The sequence below is a fragment of the Arthrobacter sp. ZBG10 genome (assembly GCF_001238605.1).
Lineage (GTDB): Bacteria > Actinomycetota > Actinomycetes > Actinomycetales > Micrococcaceae > Arthrobacter.
The window spans coordinates 52,705-71,332 of sequence record NZ_LFQH01000039.1; the positions used below are offsets into that span (position 1 = coordinate 52,705).

The 18,628-nt window shown below is 67.1% G+C and carries 17 protein-coding genes and 3 tRNA genes; 14 read left to right on the plus strand and 6 right to left on the minus strand.

Annotated features, from left to right (window positions below; translation table 11 throughout):
* Nucleotide 1: 1 nt before the first annotated feature.
* Complete coding sequence (locus ACU18_RS10205; protein ID WP_050685442.1) at nucleotides 2–1,021, plus strand: GNAT family N-acetyltransferase; 1,020 nt, start codon at nucleotides 2–4, stop codon at nucleotides 1,019–1,021.
* 112 nt (nucleotides 1,022–1,133) lie between these two features.
* Here ACU18_RS10205 and ACU18_RS10210 read toward each other — a convergent pair whose 3' ends face one another.
* A complete protein-coding gene (locus ACU18_RS10210; protein ID WP_050685443.1) occupies nucleotides 1,134–1,952 on the minus strand; it encodes a lysophospholipid acyltransferase family protein in 819 nt (272 codons plus the stop codon).
* A gap of 2 nt (nucleotides 1,953–1,954) precedes the next feature.
* Nucleotides 1,955–2,740 (minus strand): alpha/beta hydrolase, encoded by a 786-nt coding sequence (locus ACU18_RS10215; RefSeq protein ID WP_082178276.1) that lies wholly within the window; start codon nucleotides 2,738–2,740, stop codon nucleotides 1,955–1,957.
* Nucleotides 2,741–2,851: 111 nt separating this feature from the next.
* Between ACU18_RS10215 and ACU18_RS10220 the strand changes: the two genes are divergently transcribed.
* The 6 genes from ACU18_RS10220 (at nucleotide 2,852) to ACU18_RS10245 (ending at nucleotide 9,152) form a co-directional block, all read left to right on the plus strand.
* Nucleotides 2,852–4,285, plus strand: a complete 1,434-nt coding sequence (locus ACU18_RS10220) for a YibE/F family protein (RefSeq protein ID WP_050685445.1) — start codon at nucleotides 2,852–2,854, stop codon at nucleotides 4,283–4,285.
* A 71-nt stretch (nucleotides 4,286–4,356) separates the two neighbouring features.
* Complete coding sequence (gene dusB / locus ACU18_RS10225) at nucleotides 4,357–5,535, plus strand: tRNA dihydrouridine synthase DusB (protein WP_050685446.1); 1,179 nt, start codon at nucleotides 4,357–4,359, stop codon at nucleotides 5,533–5,535.
* The gene (locus ACU18_RS10230; RefSeq protein WP_050685447.1) at nucleotides 5,528–6,817 is read left to right on the plus strand and encodes a deoxyguanosinetriphosphate triphosphohydrolase; all 1,290 of its coding nucleotides are present in this window, start codon (nucleotides 5,528–5,530) and stop codon (nucleotides 6,815–6,817) included. Before dusB ends, ACU18_RS10230 begins: the two co-directional genes overlap by 8 nt.
* Nucleotides 6,818–6,869: 52 nt before the next feature.
* A complete protein-coding gene (gene dnaG, locus ACU18_RS10235; protein WP_050685448.1) occupies nucleotides 6,870–8,804 on the plus strand; it encodes a DNA primase in 1,935 nt (644 codons plus the stop codon).
* Between the two features lie 79 nt (nucleotides 8,805–8,883).
* Nucleotides 8,884–8,956, plus strand: a tRNA-Asn gene (locus ACU18_RS10240).
* A gap of 123 nt (nucleotides 8,957–9,079) precedes the next feature.
* A tRNA-Asn gene (locus tag ACU18_RS10245) sits at nucleotides 9,080–9,152 on the plus strand.
* Nucleotides 9,153–9,204: 52 nt separating this feature from the next.
* On the opposite strand, the gene ACU18_RS10250 is transcribed toward ACU18_RS10245, so the two are convergent.
* Genes ACU18_RS10250 through ACU18_RS10260 form a run of 3 tightly spaced genes read right to left on the minus strand, consistent with a single transcriptional unit; the run spans nucleotide 9,205 to nucleotide 11,110 of the window.
* Nucleotides 9,205–9,612 carry a hypothetical protein gene (locus tag ACU18_RS10250; RefSeq protein ID WP_050685449.1) on the minus strand — a complete coding sequence of 136 codons (408 nt, stop codon included), beginning with the start codon at nucleotides 9,610–9,612 and terminating at the stop codon, nucleotides 9,205–9,207.
* Between the two features lie 57 nt (nucleotides 9,613–9,669).
* On the minus strand, nucleotides 9,670–9,852 hold the full coding sequence (locus ACU18_RS10255; protein WP_050685450.1) for a hypothetical protein: 183 nt from the start codon (nucleotides 9,850–9,852) through the stop codon (nucleotides 9,670–9,672).
* A 34-nt stretch (nucleotides 9,853–9,886) separates the two neighbouring features.
* Nucleotides 9,887–11,110 carry a multidrug effflux MFS transporter gene (locus ACU18_RS10260; protein WP_432245861.1) on the minus strand — a complete coding sequence of 408 codons (1,224 nt, stop codon included), beginning with the start codon at nucleotides 11,108–11,110 and terminating at the stop codon, nucleotides 9,887–9,889.
* 183 nt (nucleotides 11,111–11,293) lie between these two features.
* Between ACU18_RS10260 and ACU18_RS10265 the strand changes: the two genes are divergently transcribed.
* The 6 genes from ACU18_RS10265 (at nucleotide 11,294) to ACU18_RS10290 (ending at nucleotide 16,710) form a co-directional block, all read left to right on the plus strand.
* The gene (locus ACU18_RS10265) at nucleotides 11,294–12,145 is read left to right on the plus strand and encodes a phage holin family protein (protein ID WP_050685452.1); all 852 of its coding nucleotides are present in this window, start codon (nucleotides 11,294–11,296) and stop codon (nucleotides 12,143–12,145) included.
* 78 nt (nucleotides 12,146–12,223) lie between these two features.
* On the plus strand, nucleotides 12,224–12,847 hold the full coding sequence (locus ACU18_RS10270; protein ID WP_050685453.1) for a CDP-alcohol phosphatidyltransferase family protein: 624 nt from the start codon (nucleotides 12,224–12,226) through the stop codon (nucleotides 12,845–12,847).
* Entirely contained in the window at nucleotides 12,847–13,755 is a 909-nt protein-coding gene (locus ACU18_RS10275) for a DMT family transporter (RefSeq protein WP_050685454.1), read from the plus strand. The genes ACU18_RS10270 and ACU18_RS10275 overlap by 1 nt, the downstream gene beginning before the upstream one ends.
* 146 nt (nucleotides 13,756–13,901) lie before the next feature.
* On the plus strand, nucleotides 13,902–15,098 hold the full coding sequence (locus tag ACU18_RS10280; RefSeq protein WP_050685455.1) for a glycosyltransferase: 1,197 nt from the start codon (nucleotides 13,902–13,904) through the stop codon (nucleotides 15,096–15,098).
* A gap of 75 nt (nucleotides 15,099–15,173) precedes the next feature.
* Nucleotides 15,174–15,247: transfer RNA gene (locus ACU18_RS10285), tRNA-Ile, on the plus strand.
* Between the two features lie 272 nt (nucleotides 15,248–15,519).
* Nucleotides 15,520–16,710, plus strand: a complete 1,191-nt coding sequence (locus tag ACU18_RS10290; RefSeq protein ID WP_050685456.1) for an acyl-CoA dehydrogenase family protein — start codon at nucleotides 15,520–15,522, stop codon at nucleotides 16,708–16,710.
* A 40-nt stretch (nucleotides 16,711–16,750) separates the two neighbouring features.
* Here the strand turns inward: ACU18_RS10290 and ACU18_RS10295 are convergent, their stop codons facing one another.
* Nucleotides 16,751–17,257 (minus strand): M23 family metallopeptidase, encoded by a 507-nt coding sequence (locus tag ACU18_RS10295; protein ID WP_050685457.1) that lies wholly within the window; start codon nucleotides 17,255–17,257, stop codon nucleotides 16,751–16,753.
* Nucleotides 17,258–17,705: 448 nt separating this feature from the next.
* Between ACU18_RS10295 and rpsB the strand changes: the two genes are divergently transcribed.
* The gene (gene rpsB, locus ACU18_RS10300; protein WP_050685458.1) at nucleotides 17,706–18,581 is read left to right on the plus strand and encodes a 30S ribosomal protein S2; all 876 of its coding nucleotides are present in this window, start codon (nucleotides 17,706–17,708) and stop codon (nucleotides 18,579–18,581) included.
* The last annotated feature ends 47 nt before the right edge of the window (nucleotides 18,582–18,628 follow it).

Here is an 18,628-nt window from a genome sequence, read left to right on the forward strand (position 1 = left end):
CATGGCCATCGAATACCGCAGCTGGCGCGAAGGCGACGACCTGGCGCTCCTGGAACTCTGGGGCGGGCCCGAGACCCACCAGGCCCGGCAGTTCCGTGGCGCCCTGGCCGAGTCCTCGGCCGGGACCAACGGCACCCCGTGGCGGCGCTGCATCGTCGCCGAGGACGTGCTGGACGGCGTCGGGATCCCCGTGGCCGCCGGCGTGGTCTATGAAGCGTCCCTGCACCCGGAACGGCTGTGGACGTACGTCGAGGTGGCGCGCGACCATCGCCGCTCCGGCATCGGCGCCACGCTCCTGACCATGCTCCGCCGCGAAGCGGAGCAGTCGCCGTCGGGCGTTTCAAAGCTGCGCGCCAAAGTGGAGCCCGGCACCCCCGGTGCCGAATTCGCGGCAGCCTTCGGGCTGGCCTCCATCCAGCGGTCCCGCCTGGTGGTGGTGGAACCCGGCGCGCTGCGGCTTCCGGTGTTCCCTGAATCCGACAACGGCGCGGCCGGCGAAAACGCGGGTTCGGACGTGGTGATGGACCTGGCCACGGGCTCGGTGGAGCTCACCGACGTGGTGGGACGCTACTACACGGCCATCCACAGCTGGGACTCCCCGGGCGAGTTGTCAGTGGGCCAGGTGCAGAAGCTGTTCCTGGACGACCTCACCGGTGCGCACGGCGCCATTGTGCTGCGCGCTGAGCCGGGCTCGGCCTTCGGGCCGGGCGTGGCACCCACCCGGAAGGGCAAAATCCGGGCCTTCGCCGTCAGTTACGCGGCACCCACCCAGGACCCGGACGGCCGGCCGCTCGGCGACACCGGCGCGGCAACCGACGTTTTTGTTGGCCACGACCCGGCGCTGGAGGCCGCGGATGCTGCCGAAGCGGTCCGGGACATGCTGTCGCTGATCGCCTACCAGCACCCCGTGATGCTGGAACTGGACGATTCGATGACCGCCCTGCGGGCCGCCGTCGAGCCGCTCCTGGCGGGCGGAAAAGCCCGGCTGGCCGGACCGGAAACCCTGGTGGTCTCGGACTGATCTGCCCTGCTGCCCCGGCCAACCGGTCGAAGCCAAGGGGCCGCGGAAAGAAATTTCCGCGGCCCCTTGCGTATCAGCAGGGCACGTCAGCAGGGCACCTCAGCGTGGACCGTCAGCGGGGACCACGACGGCGGCCCCTGGCTGCGTCCTCGGCGTCCAGCAGGGCCCGCTCGGCGTCGGACGGTGCTCCGCCGCCAAGATGGGCGGGCTGCCACCACGCACCAGGGCGGGCCGGCAACGGAAAGTCGTCAGTGCAGCGGTCGATGCCGGCCTGCAGCTCCTCCCGGAGCGCAGCAGTCGCCGCCTCGGCGTCCACCCCCGGCGCATACCGTACGGGTTCGCCCACCTGGACCCGGACCGGAGCCCGCCAGGTACGCCGGGCCGAAAAACCGTGCCCGCGGGTGAGTAGCCGGTGCGCACCCCACACGGACACCGGGATCACGGGAACCCCGGCCTCCGCCGCCATCCGGACCACACCCGTCCTGCACTCCCGGACGGTGAAACTGCGGCTCACGCCGGCCTCCGGGAAAACCGCCAGGTATTCGCCGGCGCGGAGTTTGGCCACGGCGGCGTCGTAGGCGTCCTTACGCTCCGTGTATCCCACCACCACGTGCCCGGACGCGCTGATGGCCGGTCCGGCGAACCAGTGGTCGGCGGCGCCCTGGTGGATGAGGAACCGGAGCTGCGCCCGGGCGTGCTTCCACAGCAGCAGCTCAGCCACCGCGAAGTCCAGGTAGCCGAAATGCGTCACGGCAAACACCGCGCCGGTCCCGGGCCGGACCGGCCGGGACGCACCCAGCCGCGGGGCAGGTGCCGGCAGGTTCTCCTGGCCCGTGGTGATGATGCGGACCCTGAACGCGGCCCGCAGCGCCAGCCCGGTCCGCACCACCAGGCGGTAGAAGCGGTCACTCGGCGCCGGGCGCCACGGCATCCTCACAAGGTGACCTGGACTGCTGATTCCGGCAGCAGTTGGGCATACGAGCGGGGGACCGGGGCGCCAGCACGCGTGGACTCGTTGAAGGCGCTCAGGACAAAGCCGGTGGCCAGTCCCTGCCAGAGCCGGAGCTTGCGGAGCATAAAGTGCCCGGCCCCGTTCAGGGTCACGTACTGCATGCTGGCTGCGGATCTGGAGGCCCGGCGGGCGAAAGCCAGCGACTGGGCGGCGCTGGTCCAGTGGTCCACGGTGCCGTGCACAATCAGCACTTTCCGGCCAGCCACCCCTGTGGCAGGCGTTTCCGGGCTTAGCCACGGCGCAAGGGCCACCACTGCCTCGACCTGGGGGTGGTCGGCGGCGCAGACGGCGGTCAGGCCGCCCATCGAGTGGCCCAGCAGGTAGATGGGCACGCCGGGATGTCTTTCGGTGATCTGCGCCAGCGCCCAGCGGGCATCACGCAGGGGTGACATGTCGGGTCCGTTCCAGCCCCGGACGCTGTTCCGCAGGGACCAGACGGCCAGGCCGCTGCGCCCGCCCGCACGGTGCAGCTGGCGGGCAAAGGGAATCATCCGGGCCGGGCTCAGATGGCGTGCCTCCACGGGCTCGCGGCTGCGGGACTTGCCGCCGTGCAGCACCAGCACCACGCCCTTGGTGGCACCGGATGCCGGCAGGACGGTGAGGACCGCCTGGTGGCTGTGGCCCGGTGTTCCCTGGGCGGCCTGCTGCCCACTGCTGTCAGTACTTCGGTTGGCCACGCTTGGTACCTCCCAGTCCCGGTCATCCATTTATCAACCCTAAGGTGCCGGAAGTAGAGTTCAACGCATGAGGTTTTTCTGCTGATGGGAGCCGGCCACTCCCACGCTTCACAAGGTCATTCGGAGCCAACCCCGGAAGCGATGGCCGCACGGCGCAAAGCCAACCGCATCCTCGCGGCCATCCTGATTCCCCTCACCCTGCTGACGCTCGCGGGGATGGCGATGCTCTGGCCCTCCGGCAGCAAGGAGGGCATCTCGCTGGCCAATCCGTACGCTGCGGCACCCGGTGTGACGTTTGATACCGGCACCATCCAGAGTGTGAGCGTCGAAAGCTGTATGCAGGGTTCTACGGCGGCGCCCGGGGCGGCCGGGCAGCAGGCGGGCCCGGACGCAGCCCAGGGGGCCAATCAAGGCTCCGACTGCACCTTCGCCTCGACCGAGCCGGACAAGGGCGGCAACCCGGTCAAGGTGGTCATCAACCCGGACGTTGCAGCCTCGCACGGCGTGAAACCCGGCGACCAGATCAGGTACCTGAACCTGTCCAACGCCCAGGGCGCCTCCGCCACGCAGACATCACCCGCCTACATCTTTGTGGACTTCGTCAGGACCCTTCCCATTGTGCTGCTGGCCCTGCTGTACGCGGCAGTGGTGATCGCCGTGGCCCGCTGGCGTGGCCTGCGTGCTCTGGTGGGGCTGGTGGGCGCCTACTTTGTGCTGGCCGGCTTTATGCTGCCCGGCCTGGTGGAGGGCAAACCGCCGCTGCTCCTGGCGCTGGTGGGATCCACGGTGATCATGATCGGGGTCCTGTACTTTGCCCATGGTTTCTCGGCCCGGACGTCCACGGCGCTGTTGGGCACCATGTTCGGGCTGGGCATTACGGCACTGCTGGCTGCCTGGGCCACCGACGCCGCCAACCTTGCCGGTGTTGGTAATCACGACGCCAGTACCCTTATCAACACCTCGGCCAACATCTCCATCTCCGGGGTGATCCTGTGCGGCCTCATCATCTCCGGGCTCGGCGTCCTCAACGACGTGACCATCACGCAGTCCTCGGCCGTGTGGGAGCTCTACGAGCTGGCCCCGGAGAGCAGCGCCCGGAAGCTCTTCACCTCCGCGATGCGGATTGGCCGGGACCACATCGCCTCCACGGTCTACACCATCGCCTTCGCCTATGCCGGCGCCGCCCTGCCCATCCTCATCATCGTGATGCTGTACGACCGGCCCCTGGGCGAGACCCTCACCAGCGCCGAACTGTCCGAGGAAGTTATCAGGACCCTCGTCGGATCCATCGGCCTGGTCCTGGCCATCCCCGTGACCACCCTGATCGCCGTCCTGGTGGTCAAGGCCACCAGCATCCGCCACGCCGGCGGTTCCGGCGCAAAAGCCGGCGTTTCGGCAGGCGCAACAGCGGCCAATGGAACGGCCGACGGCGGCGGAACGGACGGCGGAACTGCCGACGGCGGCGCAGCCAGGGACAGCCGGCGGCTGGATACCGGGAGCCTCGCCGCAGCCGCAACGGCAGCGGGGGACGAAGCGGCGGCCACCCGGCGGGGCCGGCGGGCAGACCGGGGCTGAGGCAGGCCCCGGGGCCGCTGGCCGCCCTGACCCTTCCGGCACGATTTGCCCGGCTTTGCAACAATGGACAGGTGACTGTTGTAGCAACCCCGCCCGCTCCCAAGCTGGAACTCCCGCCCCTGAAGCTGGGACCCCTCACCGTGGACACGCCGGTGATCCTGGCGCCCATGGCCGGCATTACCAATTCCGCGTTCCGCCGCCTCTGCCGCGAGTACGGCGGCGGCATGTACGTGGCCGAAATGGTGACCTCCCGCGCCCTGGTGGAGCGGACCCCCGAATCGCTGCGCATCATCTCCCACGACGACGATGAAAAGGTCCGCTCGGTCCAGCTGTACGGCGTGGACCCCGTCACCGTGGGCGCAGCCGTCAGGATGCTGGTGGAAGAGGACCGCGCAGACCACATCGACCTGAACTTCGGCTGCCCGGTGCCCAAGGTCACCCGCCGCGGCGGCGGCTCGGCCCTGCCCTGGAAAACGGACCTGTTCACCTCGATCGTGCAGACCGCCGTCCGGGAAGCGGGCAAAGGCAACGTCCCGCTGACCATCAAGATGCGCAAAGGCATCGACGATGACCACCTGACGTACCTCGAGGCCGGCCGGATCGCCCGTGATTCCGGGGTGGCCGCCGTCGCCCTCCACGGCCGCACTGCCGCCCAGTTCTACTCCGGCCAGGCTGACTGGTCCGCCATCGCCCGCCTCCGTGAGGCCCTGCCGGACATTCCCGTGCTGGGCAACGGCGACATCTGGTCCGCTGAGGATGCCGTCCGGATGGTCCGCGAGACCGGCGTCGACGGCGTGGTCATTGGCCGCGGCTGCCAGGGCCGGCCGTGGCTCTTCGGCGACCTGCAGGCCGCCTTCGAAGGCAAGGACATCCGGCACACGCCCAACCTGGGCCAGGTGGCGCAGGGCGTGTACCGGCATGCCGAACTGATGGTGGAGACCTTCGGCGACGAGGGCAAGGCCCTCCGCGAGATCCGCAAGCACATCGCCTGGTACTTCAAGGGGTACGTGGTGGGCGGCGAGCTCCGCACCCGGATGGCGCTGGTGAACAGCCTCGAGGAACTGCGCGCGGCCCTGGCCGAGCTCGACGCGGCGTCCCCGTACCCGGGCGGCGACGCCGAAGGCCCCCGCGGCCGGGCCGGCTCACCCAAAAAACCTGCCCTGCCTAAAGACTGGCTGGAATCCCGGGCCCTGAACGCCGACCAGTCCCGCGACATCTCCGCCGCAGAACTGGACGTTTCCGGTGGCTGAAACCCGCACTGCTGCGCCGGTCCTTCCCGGCTACAACGCGGACGACTCCGCGCGCTGGGTGGAGGAACCCCCCAAAACCACCTACCGGTCCGACTTTGAACGCGACCGGGCCCGGGTGCTGCACTCCTCCGCCCTGCGGCGGCTGGGCGCCAAAACCCAGGTGGTGGCACCGGACACGGACGACTTCGTCCGGACCCGGCTGACGCACAGCCTCGAAGTGGCGCAGGTGGGCCGGGAACTGGGCCGCACCCTGGGCTGCGACCCGGACGTGGTGGACACCGCCTGCCTCAGCCACGACCTGGGCCATCCGCCCTTCGGCCATAACGGCGAATCGGCGCTCAACGAGGTTGCGCATGCGATCGGCGGGTTTGAAGGCAACGCCCAGACCCTCCGGCTGCTGACCCGCCTTGAACCGAAAGTGCTGACGGTGGACGGCCAGCCTGCCGGGCTGAACCTCACCCGGGCCAGCCTTGACGCCGCCTCAAAGTACCCCTGGTCGGCCCTGGAAGCCCCGGTGATCCACGGCCAGCGGACCAGCAAGTTCGGCGCCTACGAGGACGACCTGCCCATCTTCACCTGGCTGCGGCAAGGCGCCCCGGAACGCCGGTCCTGCCTCGAAGCCCAGGTCATGGACCTGGCCGACGACATCTCCTACTCCGTCCACGACGTGGAGGACGCGATTGTGGCCGGGCACTTCCAGCTGGGCTGGATGAAAAACCCGGACCACCGGGCCCGGGTGGTGGGCTATGCCAAGCAGTGGTACCTGCCGCACAACGATCCGGCCGCCATCGACGCGGCCCTGGCCCGGCTCGAAGCCACCGACGTGTGGGTCCGGGAGGCCGACGGCAGCCGGAAAGCCATGGCGGCCCTGAAAAACATGACCAGCCAGCTGATCGGCCGGTTCTGCCAGAGCGCTTTGGAAGCCACCCGTGCGGTTTACGGCCCCGAAAATCTCACCCGGTACAACGCCGAGTTGATGGTCCCGGACGAAACAGTGATGGAAATCGCCGTGATGAAGGGCCTGGCCACCACCTTCGTGATGACCACCGACCACCGGCAGCCCATCTACGAACGCCAGCGCGAGGTGCTGCACGCCCTGGTCACCGCCCTCAGCGCCACCGGCGACAGGCACCTGGAGCCCATGTTCGCCGCGGACTGGCGCGACGCGGCCGACGACGGCGCCCGGCTCCGCGTGGTCATCGACCAGGTGGCGTCCCTGACGGACGGCTCGGCCCTGGCCATGTACGAGCGCCTGGTGGGGAGCCTGCCGTCGCTGTGGTGAGCCCGGTTACCCCCGGCCCGGCACTGTCAGTGGCCCGGACTAGGATGGCATTGTGGCCGGCCTGATCAAACGCGAAGACATTGACGAAGTACGCGAACGCACGGACATCAAGGAAGTGGTGGACGGCTACGTCACCCTCAAGGGCGCCGGGCTGGGAACGTTCAAGGGACTGTGTCCCTTCCACGACGAAAGGTCCCCGTCGTTTACGGTCCGTCCGCAGGTGGGCCGCTACCACTGCTTCGGCTGCGGCGAGGACGGCGACGTCATCGCCTTCGTCCAGAAACAGGACCACAGCTCCTTCCATGAGGCGGTGGAGAAGCTGGCCGCCAGGATCGGCTACGAACTGCGGTACGAGGACGGCGGCAGCGGGCCCAGCCGGGAGGAAGTGGGCCGCCGGCAGCGGCTCCTGGACGCCCACAAAATCGCCGACGAATTCTTCCGCGCCCAGCTCCTGACGCCCGGCGCCGCCGAGGGCCGGAACTTCCTGTTTGGGCGCGGCTTCGATCGGGCCGCCGCCGAGCACTTTGGCGTGGGTTACGCACCCCAGGGCTGGGACGCGCTGCTGAAACACCTCCGCGGCCGCGGTTTCACGGACGCCGAACTGAAGCTGACCGGCATGTTTTCGGAAGGCAACCGGGGCATCTACGACCGCTTCCGGGGCCGGCTGGTCTGGCCCATCAAGGACATCGCCGGGGACACCATCGGCTTCGGCGCGCGCAAACTCTACGAGGACGACCAAGGCCCCAAGTACCTCAACACCCCCGAAACCACGCTGTACAAGAAGTCCCAGGTCCTTTACGGCATCGACCTCGCCAAACGCAGCATCGCCAAGGACCGGCAGTTGGTGGTGGTGGAAGGCTACACGGACGTGATGGCCTGCCACCTCGCAGGAATCACGACGGCGGTGGCCACCTGCGGCACCGCGTTCGGCACCGAGCACATCAAGGTTTCCCGCCGGCTGCTTTCGGACGACGGCACCGGAGGCGAAGTGGTCTTCTGCTTCGACGGCGACGCCGCCGGGCAGAAAGCTGCCCTGCGCGCCTTCGAGGAGGACCAGCGGTTCACCGCGCAGACCTATGTGGCGGTGGAACCCACCGGGGCGGATCCGTGCGACCTGCGCCAGACCCGCGGCGACGCGGCCGTCAGGGACCTGATCAGCAGCCGCCGGCCGCTGTTCGAATTCGCCATCCGCGCCTCCCTGAAGCGCCACAACCTGGACACCGTGGAAGGCCGCGTCGCCGCGCTGCGCGAAGCGGCACCGGTGGTGGGCCAGATCCGCGACGGCGGCATCAGGCCCGGCTACGCCCGTGAACTGGCAGGCTGGCTGGGCATGTCCGTCGAAGAGGTCAACCGGGCCGTGGCGGTTGCCATAAAACGCGCCCCGGCGGGCATGCAGGGCGGGGCAGGGCCTGTGGCGGCTCAACAGGGCGGCCAGGCTGCCGCAAGGCCCGCGGAAGCCGGCGGGCCCGGTGTTGCTGCCGGTCCGGCGTCGGGCGCTGTCCCGTCCTACCACCGGCCTGACCCGCGGGACCCTGTGGCGTCCATGGAGCGCCAGGCGCTCGAAGTGGCCCTTCAGGAGCCGGCCGTGCTGGCGGGGGAGGTGTGGGACCGTTTTACGGCCGCCCGCTTCGCCACCCCCGCGTTCCAGGCCGTGCATGACGCCATGCGCGCCACGGGGCACGGCCTGACCGCCGAGCCTGTGCGGTGGGTGGAGCATGTGATGCACGAGGTGCCGGAGCCGTTGCGCCCGCTGGTGTCCGAACTTGCGGTGGTGCCGTTGCCGGCCAGCACGGAGGAAGCGGTGCAGAAATACTGCCGGGACATCCTTTCGCGCCTGTTCGAGCTGCAGATCACCCGGGTCAAGGCGGACAAGATGGGGCAGTTGCAGCGGCTGGACCCTGCCGCGGACCCGGAGGCCTACCAGCGGCTCAACCGGGAACTGATGATGCTGGAAATGGAACGCAGGGCGCTGCGCGCGGAGACCTGAGTTCCAGGCACGCAGCGGCCGGCCGCGGCGCCGATTTCGTTTCCCGGCCCGGAGTTTGCTAGGCTATTACCTGCTTCATTCCTCCTTAGCTCAATTGGCAGAGCATTCGACTGTTAATCGAAGGGTTGCTGGTTCAAGTCCAGCAGGAGGAGCGCACAATCCCCGTTCCGGGTTCCCGGGACGGGGATTTTCGTTTTCCCGGGGTGCCGGAATTCCGCGGGATTCCGCCGATTTCCATTGCCTGTGATCCTTTGCTAATGTCATACCTGCTTCATTCCTCCTTAGCTCAATTGGCAGAGCATTCGACTGTTAATCGAAGGGTTGCTGGTTCAAGTCCAGCAGGAGGAGCAAACCGGAAAATCCCCGTCCCGCCGCTGGCAGGACGGGGATTTTTTGTTCCCTAGGCAAAGTCCATTTCAACCTGGAGGAAGCGCTCAGCTTCAACAACCGCGGCCAGGAAGGCTTCCTGTTCGGTGGGGGAGGTGCGCGGCTGGCGTGGGTTCCATTCGTGGGGCGCTGAATGGACGCGGACGAAGCCGGCATCGGCGGGCGCGTAGAAGATCCCGAAGCGCTGCACGGGCCATTCAGGGGACGTTTCCGGGGCTACCAGCAGCGCGGCGTTGAAGGCCGGATTGAACCACTGGGCGATGGGCCGCCGCCGGTCCCCGTTGAACAGGCCTGCAGCGTACAGGGCAGCGGACTGCCGGCCTGTCTGGGCGCACAGCCGGTCCCACCACAGTGGCAGTATCTGGTTATCGCACCGTTGCCATGTGGCCGGTAGTGGCGGCTGGTCCTGCCGTTTGGGCACGGGCCCATTTTATCGCGGATCAGCCGATTATCGGCGGCCGTTGTGGTTTCCGGTGCGTCAGCGCCGCTTGCGGGGTCCGGGATTAACCCGGTAGAGCACTGCGGAGCCCACCAGCGCGCCCAGCACGATGCCAACGGCCGGGCTGCCCAGCATCCGGCCGGCAAAATAGCCGGCGACGGCGCCCAGCACCGCGCCGAGGAAAAGGCCCCTGCCGTTGCGGTGCGGACGGCCGCGGGTCATGCCGGGCTCCCGGGCTGTGCCGGGCGTGCGGGTGTCACTGGATGGCCGGAACGGTGCGGGGCCGGACCACCAGCCACAGGGACGCGATGGAAAGCAGGATGCAGGCGGCCTGCACCGCACCCATCGGGGTGGCGCTCTCGATCCCCAGCCAGCCCACCACAGGTGAAATCAGCCCGGCGGCCATAAACGTCGCGGCACCCAGCAGGGACGCCGCCGTGCCGGCCTGGGCTGCGTGGTTGGCCAGCGCCAGGACCTGGACGCATGGGAACATAAAGCCAGTACCCAGGATGTAGAACCACAGCGGCACCAGGACGCCCCAGAGCCCGAAGCCCAGCTGGTCGAACACCACAATCAGCACAGCCATCACAAACATCCAGGCGGTGGCGCAGGCCAGGATCCACTGCGGGGGCACCCGGCGGATCAGCCGGGAGCTGGTCTGCACACCTGCCACAATCCCCAGTGAGTTGATGCCAAACAGGAGTCCGTACTCCTGCGGGGAAAATCCAAACACGTCCTGGAACAGGAACGGCGAGGCAGAAAGGTACGTGAACAGGCCACCGAAGTTCATCCCTGCAACGATGAGCAGGCCCACAAAGATCCGGTCGCTGAACAGCACCCGGTACCGCTGCCGCATGGTCAGGCCGCTTTGGCCCCGCTTTTCGGGTGGAAGCGTCTCGCGGACCAGGAACAGGGCCGCGATGATCACCAAGGTGCCGTAGGAGGCGAGGAACACAAAGATTCCCGGCCACGGCATCACCAGCAGCAGCTGCGAGCCGATGACGGGTGCCAGGATCGGGGCAAGGCCGTTGACCAGCGCCATCCGGGAGAACATCCGCACCATGGCGTACCCCGAGAACAGGTCCCGCACCATTGCCATGGCCACCACGCCGCCGCCGGCGGCACCGATGCCCATCAGGACGCGGAAGATACCCAGCGTGGTGATGTCCGTTGACAGCGCTGCGCCGAGGGACGCCATGATGTGAAGGGCAGTGGCCAGGATCAGCGGCGCCCGGCGGCCAAACCTGTCACTGATGGGTCCCACCACCAGCTGCCCCAGGGCAAAGCCCACCGTGGTGCCCGCCAGGGTCAGTTGCACCTGGGCTTCTGTGACTCCAAGGCTCGCCTCCAGCGCCGGGAACGCAGGCAGGTACAGGTCGATGGTGAACGGGCCCAAGGCCGTCAGGGCGCCGAGGAGAAGGATGTACAGGAGTTTCCGGCGCCGGCTCAGCAGGTCGCCCGGATTGGCGGAAGTGGTCACGGACAACAATCCTAGGCCCGCCGGCGTACCTTTTTTCAGCGTTGTAGTCCGCGCCGCTCCGGCAAGCCCCGAAGTTCGCCCTGAACCTGAATGATAGTTTTGGTGGCGGGGAAGGTGCACGTGCACCATCCCGCAGCGCAGGGAAGCAATATTGACCCCCAGATTTTTAGTAAGGCGGAACCGATGAGTGGACGTCACAGCGGGCGGACCAGCCCGGGATTGCGCTTCACCGCGCTGCCGGGGACGCTGAAGCTCCTTTCCCGGCTGGCGCCCCGCCAGCTGAACGACGAAATCGCATTCGCCAAGGTGGAGCTCAAACGCAAGGGGATCCAGCTGGGCGTCGCCGCTGCGTTCTTCGGCGTGGCCCTGGTGTTCGTGCTGATGCTGGTGGTTGCCCTGATCGTGGCAGCGATCATGGGGCTGGCCACCATCATGCCGGCGTGGCTTGCCGCGCTGGCCGTGGCCGGTGTGTTCCTGCTGATTGCCCTGATCGGCGGCCTGATCGGACTCAGGAAACTCAAGCAGGCAATGCCGCTGGTGCCGGAGGAAACCATCCGCGGCATCCGCCATGACCTCGGCGTCGCCAAGGAAGGTTCCGCCTTCAACCCGGCAATCCTGGACCCCAACAGCCCCGAAGCCAAGGCAGCGAAGGCCGCCAAGGAAGAGGCCGCGGCAAAGGCCAAGGCCGAAAAGGAAGCCAAGGAGGCGGAGCACCGGAAGGAATTCCCACACGCCTCCGAACCCGAACTGGCCCGCCGCCTGGGCCAGCGCCGCCACCACCTGGCCGAGGTCCGCGACGACCTCGGCACCCAGCTGGACGTCCGGACCCAGTCCCGGTACCTGTTGGGTGTGGCGCAGGACAAGGCCCGCGAGGGACAGGCCGCAGCGGCGCACGGGGCGGACGTGGCCGGCCGGAAGCTGGCCGGTTTCTCCGAATCGACTGACTTGCCCAACCGGTGGAAGCCGCTGGCAGCCCTGGCCGCCGCAGGCGCCGCCCTGGTGGTCCTGATCCGGAAACTCATCCGCACCTACTAGCCCCCGCAGCACGCAGCGGCCGCCGGATCACAGCACAACAAGAAAACCGCATGACGCGGAACAAGGGAAGGGGACCTGGTGAAGTTTATTGGCGCCGGTTCCAGCCCAGACCGCCCCCAGGTGGACCACGACCTCATCTTCACCATTCCCAACCTGCTCACCGTCATCCGGTTCATGGGTGTCCCGCTGTTCATCTGGCTGGTGCTGGCCCGGCAGGAGTACGGTGCCGGGGTAGTGGTCCTGGCGGTGATGGCCGGCACCGACTGGGTTGATGGCTATGTGGCCCGCCGCTTCGACCAGGCTTCCAAACTGGGCCGGGTCATGGACCCCATCGCCGACCGCCTGGCGCTGATCGCCGTCGCGGTCACCCTGGTGATCGCCGGTGTTGTGCATTGGCTGTACCTGGCCGCACTGGTGGTTCCGGACGCCGTGCTCCTGGTCCTTACGCTGTTCTTCTTTCGCGGCCACCCGGACCTGCCGGTCAGTTCCGTCGGGAAGATCCGCACCGGCCTGCTCCTGCTGGGCACGCCCATGCTGCTCCTGTCCCGGCTGGATACCGGATCCTCCGCCGCTTTGTTTACCGCGGCCTGGATTGTGCTCATCCTGGGCCTGATCGGCCACTGGATTGCCGCCTACAACTATTTCTGGGCCATCCTGCGTAAAGGCCGGCTGCATGCCGCTACCGACGGCGGGAACGCCTGATGGTGTGGCTTGCCGTCATCCTGGCGGTCCTGGGCGCCTTCTGCCTGGCGCTGGGCGCCCAGCGCCAGGGGAGCGCCGTCAAGGCCGATACCGGCGGCCTTGCCTTGAGCTCGAACAGTTTCCTGCGCCTGCTGCGGAACCCGCGCTGGGTTTTCGGGCTGGTCCTGCTGGCGGTGGGCATGGGCATGAACGCCGTGGCGCTGGTGTCTGCACCCCTGACGGTGGTCCAGCCCATCGGGGCCATTGCCCTGGTCATCACCACCATCGTCAATGCCAGGGACCAGGATCTCACCATCAACCGGGCCACGGTGGTGGCCATCAGCGCCTGCGTGGCAGGCTCCGCCCTGTTTGTGCTCCTGGCGGTCAACGTCACCCAGGAAAACCACCACGTGAGCGTGGACAACGAGCTGACCATCGTGCTGCTGTTGGCGCTGGCCGTGGGGCTGTTCGGCACCCTCGCCGTCCTGTTCCGGCACCGGCTGAACGCATTCGTCTACATCCTGGGCGCCGGCGTGCTTTTTGGTTTTGTCGCCGTCCTTACCCGCATCATCGGCAAGCACCTCCTCGACCCGAACGGGCAGTTCCTGCTGAACGTCCAGTGGTACACCGTGGTGGCCATCATCGCTGCCGGCGGACTGGGGTCCTGGTTTGTGCAGAGTGCCTACTCGGCAGGACCGCCGGACCTGGTGATTGCAGGGCTGACGGTCATCGACCCGATCGTGGGCATCGCGATCGGCATTGTGATCCTCGGCGAACTGCGCCCGGATGTGCACGCCGTCATGGCGATTGCCATGGGAACCGCCGCTTCCCTTGCTATCGTTGGGGTGATTGCCCTTTCGCGGCACCATCCCGAGGTCACCAAGCGCAGGAAGGACGCGCGGAAGGCCGCGGGCCGGCCGCCGTCGTGAACCGCACCAGCGTGAACCAAACCAGCCCAGCAGTCGAGTAAGCCCAGCAGTCCAGTAAGCCCACGAGGCCCGGCGCCACCCCTGCCGGCAGCCAACCGTGCTGTCAGCCTCCGCTGTCCGCACCGTGACCATCAGGAGAAGTCCCCATGACCACGCCCGCAGACCAGCAGAAGCTGACAATTCTTATTGCCGCCGAAACCTACCCGCCCAATGTCAACGGCGCCGCCCAGTTCGGTTACCGCCTGGCAAAGGGGATGACCGGGCGAGGCCACAACGTGCACGTGCTGGCCGGCCGCCCGGAGAGCGGGAAGAGCTACACCGAATTCCGGTCCGAGGCCACCGTGCACCGGCTGCGCTCCCACCGGGCCTTCACCCACGAATCGTTCCGGATCTGCCTGCCGTGGGAGATCAAAAAGGAGATCAGCCTCCTCTTCGACCGGGTGCAGCCGGATGTGGTGCACATCCAGAGCCACTACATGATCGGCGAGCACGTCCTGTACGAGGCCGTAAAACGCGGCATCCGGATCATTGCCACCAACCACTTCATGCCGGAAAACCTCAACCCGTTCCTGCCGTTCCCGCAGTGGTTCAAGGACATTGTGGGCAAGGTGTCCTGGCGGGACATGGGCAAAGTGATGGGCCAGGCGGACGTGATCACCACCCCCACCCCGCTGGCAGCCAAAGCCATGCACGAACACGCCTTCCTGGGCAAAGTCCTGCCGCTGTCCAACGGGATCGATTCGGCCGCCTACGAACTGCAGCCCGGGGAGCAGCTGGAGCCGCACCCGCATCCCACGGTCATGTTTGCCGGCCGGCTGGCGGAGGAGAAGCACGTTGATGTGTTGATCCGGGCCATTGGCAAGACGCCTCCGGAACTGAACGTTCACCTGGAGATCGTGGGCGGTGGCGAGGTGCGTCCTGCCCTCGAAGCGCTGGTCCAAAAGCTGGGCCTTGGCAACCGGGTGAAGTTCCTGGGCCTTGCCACCGACGAGGACCTGCGGAAGGCCTACATCCTGGCGGACCTGTTCTGCATGCCCGGCACCGCCGAGCTGCAGTCCCTGGTGACCCTGGAAGCCATGTCCGCGTCCACGCCCGTGGTCCTCGCGGACGCCATGGCCCTGCCGCACCTGGTCCGGGACGGCGCCAACGGTTACCTCTTCATCCCCAACGACAGCGATGACCTGGCCAAGAAGATCACCCAGATCCTCGAACTGCCGGCTGACCAGCGGGCCGCCATGGGCCAGGCGAGCCGCAGGATGGTGGAACCGCACAGCATCGAAGGGACGCTGCAGACTTTCGAGGACCTCTACCGGGGAGCCTGCTACGAGGACAAGGTGGTCTGAACGCTTTCGCAGGTTTGCTAGAGTGTTTTTGCCCTCCGGTCCACCGGCAGGCGCCCACCCGGCGCCGGGCATCACGGGGCTATAGCTCAGCTGGTTAGAGCGCGGGACTCATAATCCTAAGGTCCTCGGTTCAAGTCCGAGTAGCCCTACCGCACAAGTAATGCCCGGTTCCCGACACCTGTCGGCGGACCGGGCATTTTTTCGCTTTCCAGAGCCGGCGTTAGGGTCAGTGCCCTGCGCCCCCGCCGGATCAGTTCGCATCGTCGCTGAGCCCATGCCCAATGGCTCCACAGGGTGAGTCAACTGCGGAAGGGTGGCCGCGGTGCTTGGCTATTCAGCCTTCGTGCGGTAAGTTACTGACCAGTAACATCTGCTTTTTCGGGCGATCCCCGGTCAACGACGATTCCGCTGTGAGGTAACCATGTCCGCCACCCCTGCAGGCCTTAATACCCTTCCGTACGCCGACGGCGACTTCTTCGCGTTCGAGCAGCTCCTCACGCAGAAGGAGCAGGACCGGCTGGCTGAGATCAGGGACTTCCTGGCCCGCGAAGTAAAGCCCATCGCCGTTGACTGCTGGAACCGCGGCGAGTTCCCCATGGACCTGATTCCCAAGCTCGCGGAAATCGACCTGATCAGCCCCGTCCGGCGGCAAGGCCACTCGAACCTCTTCGCGGGGCTGGTTCACGCCGAACTGACCCGCGCCGACGCCTCCATCGCCACCTTCCTCGGCGTCCACGATGGCCTGTTTACCGGCTCCATCGAAGCCCTTGCCTCGCAGGAACAAAAGGATGCCTGGCTGCCGGACATCTACGCCATGAAGAAGATCGGCGCGTTTGGCCTGACCGAGCCGCTGGGCGGAAGCGACGTGGCCGGCGGGACCCGCACCACAGCCCGCCGCGACGGCGATTCCTGGATCCTCAACGGTGAAAAACGCTGGATCGGCAACGCCACCTTCTCGGACTGGGTGGTCATCTACGCCCGGGACCTGGACGACAACAAGGTCAAGGGCTTCCTGGTGGACACCAGCCTGCCGGGCTACTCGGCCACAAAGATCGAGAACAAGATCTCCCTGCGCACCGTCCAGAATGCCGACATCACCCTGACCAACGTGGTGGTGCCCGACTTCTTCAAGCTGGCGCACGCCAACAGCTTCCGCGACGTCAACAAAGTCCTCAAGGTCACCCGCCTCGGCGTTGCGTGGCAGGCAGTAGGCCAGCAGCTGGCAGCGTTCGACGTGGCCCGGAGTTATGCCGTGGAGCGCCAGCAGTTCGGCAGGCCGCTGGCATCCTTCCAGCTGGTCCAGAGCCAGCTGGTCAGCATCCTGGGCAACGCCGTCAGTTCCATGGGCATGATGGTCCGGCTGTCCCAGCTGGAGGACGCGGGTCAGGCCAAGGATGAGCAGTCGGCCCTGGCCAAGGCCTTCACCACCGAACGGATGCGGGACAGTGTGGCAATCGGCAGGAACATCCTGGGCGGCAACGGGATCGTCACCGACTACGGTATGGCCAAGATCTTCGCGGACGCCGAAGCCATCTACTCCTATGAGGGAACACACGAGATCAACACCCTGGTGACCGGCCGTGCCGTTACCGGGATCTCAGCGATCGTCTGACCGGGGCCCACTCCGCTGTCCCTCTTTAGCGATCCGTGCCTCACGGCGGTTCGCCGCTTAGCGGCAGCAGGACGGATGGGCGCAGATCCATCACAAACTCCAGCGGGTCCAGGTAGGCGCCTCCCTGCCGGACGCCCCAATGCAGGCAGGGAACGGAGCCGCAGTGCCCGCCCGCGGCGGTCCCCGCCAGCTGCCCCACCACCTGTCCGGCGGTCACGGCCGTGCCCGTCGGAAGGGTGCTGAGTACCGGTTCGAAACTGCTCCGCAGTCCGTTTCCGTGGTCGATGGTCAGCACCGGCCGGTCAACCACCACCCCGGCGAAGGACACGGTGCCGGCGGCAGGCGAGGCGACCGGGGCGCCGTCGAACGCTGCGACCAGGTCCACCCCGCGGTGCCCGCTGAGCCACGGTTGGGGCGGCGGTGCGAACGGACGCAGCACCTGCGGACGGGGGGAGAGCGGCCACTGCCAGCCGGCCCGCGGCGTATCCGCCGGCACCGTGGTTCCGGCCACCAGTACCAGTGCCGCCAGGAGCAGTAAGCTCTTCATCAACCCAGCATCCACCTGCCGGGGACGCCCCGGAAGCTGCCGGCCTGGCCATGTGGAAAACGTCCTGCCGGGCCGCTCCCGGTGTCCGGCGGAAGCGGGCGGCTGTAGTACACTTGACGGAGCAGTTTGCTGCGCCCTCAACGCCTCCCGTCCCGGTGGTCCACCCCAGCGGTGTACACCCCTGTCCGGGGCGCGTCGGCACATCTCATTCAGGAGTGTGGGGGAGCGGTGGCTGACTACGCGCATCCAGCCCTCCTGCAGGAAAGCTCCGGCTTTCCCTGGGAGGATCGCGCCTCCTGCGGTCAGGACCTTACCGGTCCTGATGGGAAGCGTGATGGATGCCAGGAGCACGGCCCAACCCGGGTCACGCTAAACCAACCGTCAACAATTGGCAGGGTAAGAGAGCCATGGGCTCTCTCATGAATGACCTGCCGGAAGGAGCGTCGGCATGCCCGTCGTAACTATGCGCCAGCTGCTTGACAGCGGCGTCCACTTTGGACACCAGACCCGCCGTTGGAACCCGAAGATGAAGCGTTTCATCTTCACGGAGCGCAACGGTATCTACATCATTGACCTGCAGCAGTCGCTGTCCTACATCGACCGTGCCTACGAGTTCGTGAAGGCCACCGTTGCACACGGCGGTACCGTACTCTTCGTCGGCACCAAGAAGCAGGCGCAGGAATCCATCGCCGAGCAGGCAACCCGCGTGGGCCAGCCCTACGTGAACCAGCGTTGGCTCGGCGGTATGCTGACCAACTTCCAGACGGTCTCCAAGCGCATCCAGCGCATGAAGGAACTCGAAGAGATCGACTTCGACGACGTCGCCGGTTCCGCGTACACCAAGAAGGAACTGCTGCTCCTTCGCCGTGAACTGACCAAGCTGGAAACCAACCTCGGTGGTATCCGCAACCTGACCAAGGCACCCTCCGTGCTCTGGATCGTGGACACCAAGAAGGAACACCTCGCCGTTGACGAGGCCAAGAAGCTGAACATCCCGGTTGTGGCCATCCTGGACACCAACTGCGATCCGGACGAAGTCGACTTCCCGATCCCGGGTAACGACGACGCCATCCGCTCCGTCAACCTGCTGACCCGCGTTGTTGCCGACGCCGTTGCTGAGGGCCTGATCGCCCGCAACCAGCGTGCAACCGGTACCACGGAAGCTCCGGAAGAGCCGCTGGCCGAGTGGGAGCGCGAGCTCCTCGAAGGCAACAAGGCCGAGGAAGCCGCAGCTGCTGCTCCCGCCGCCGAAGAAGCTCCGGCTGCAGCCGCTGCAGAGGAAGCCCCGGCTGCTGCCGAGGCTCCTGCCGAAGAAGCCAAGTAACACAAGTAAATCCGGACTCTCCGCGCTGCGTGCAGCCGGAGCCACTG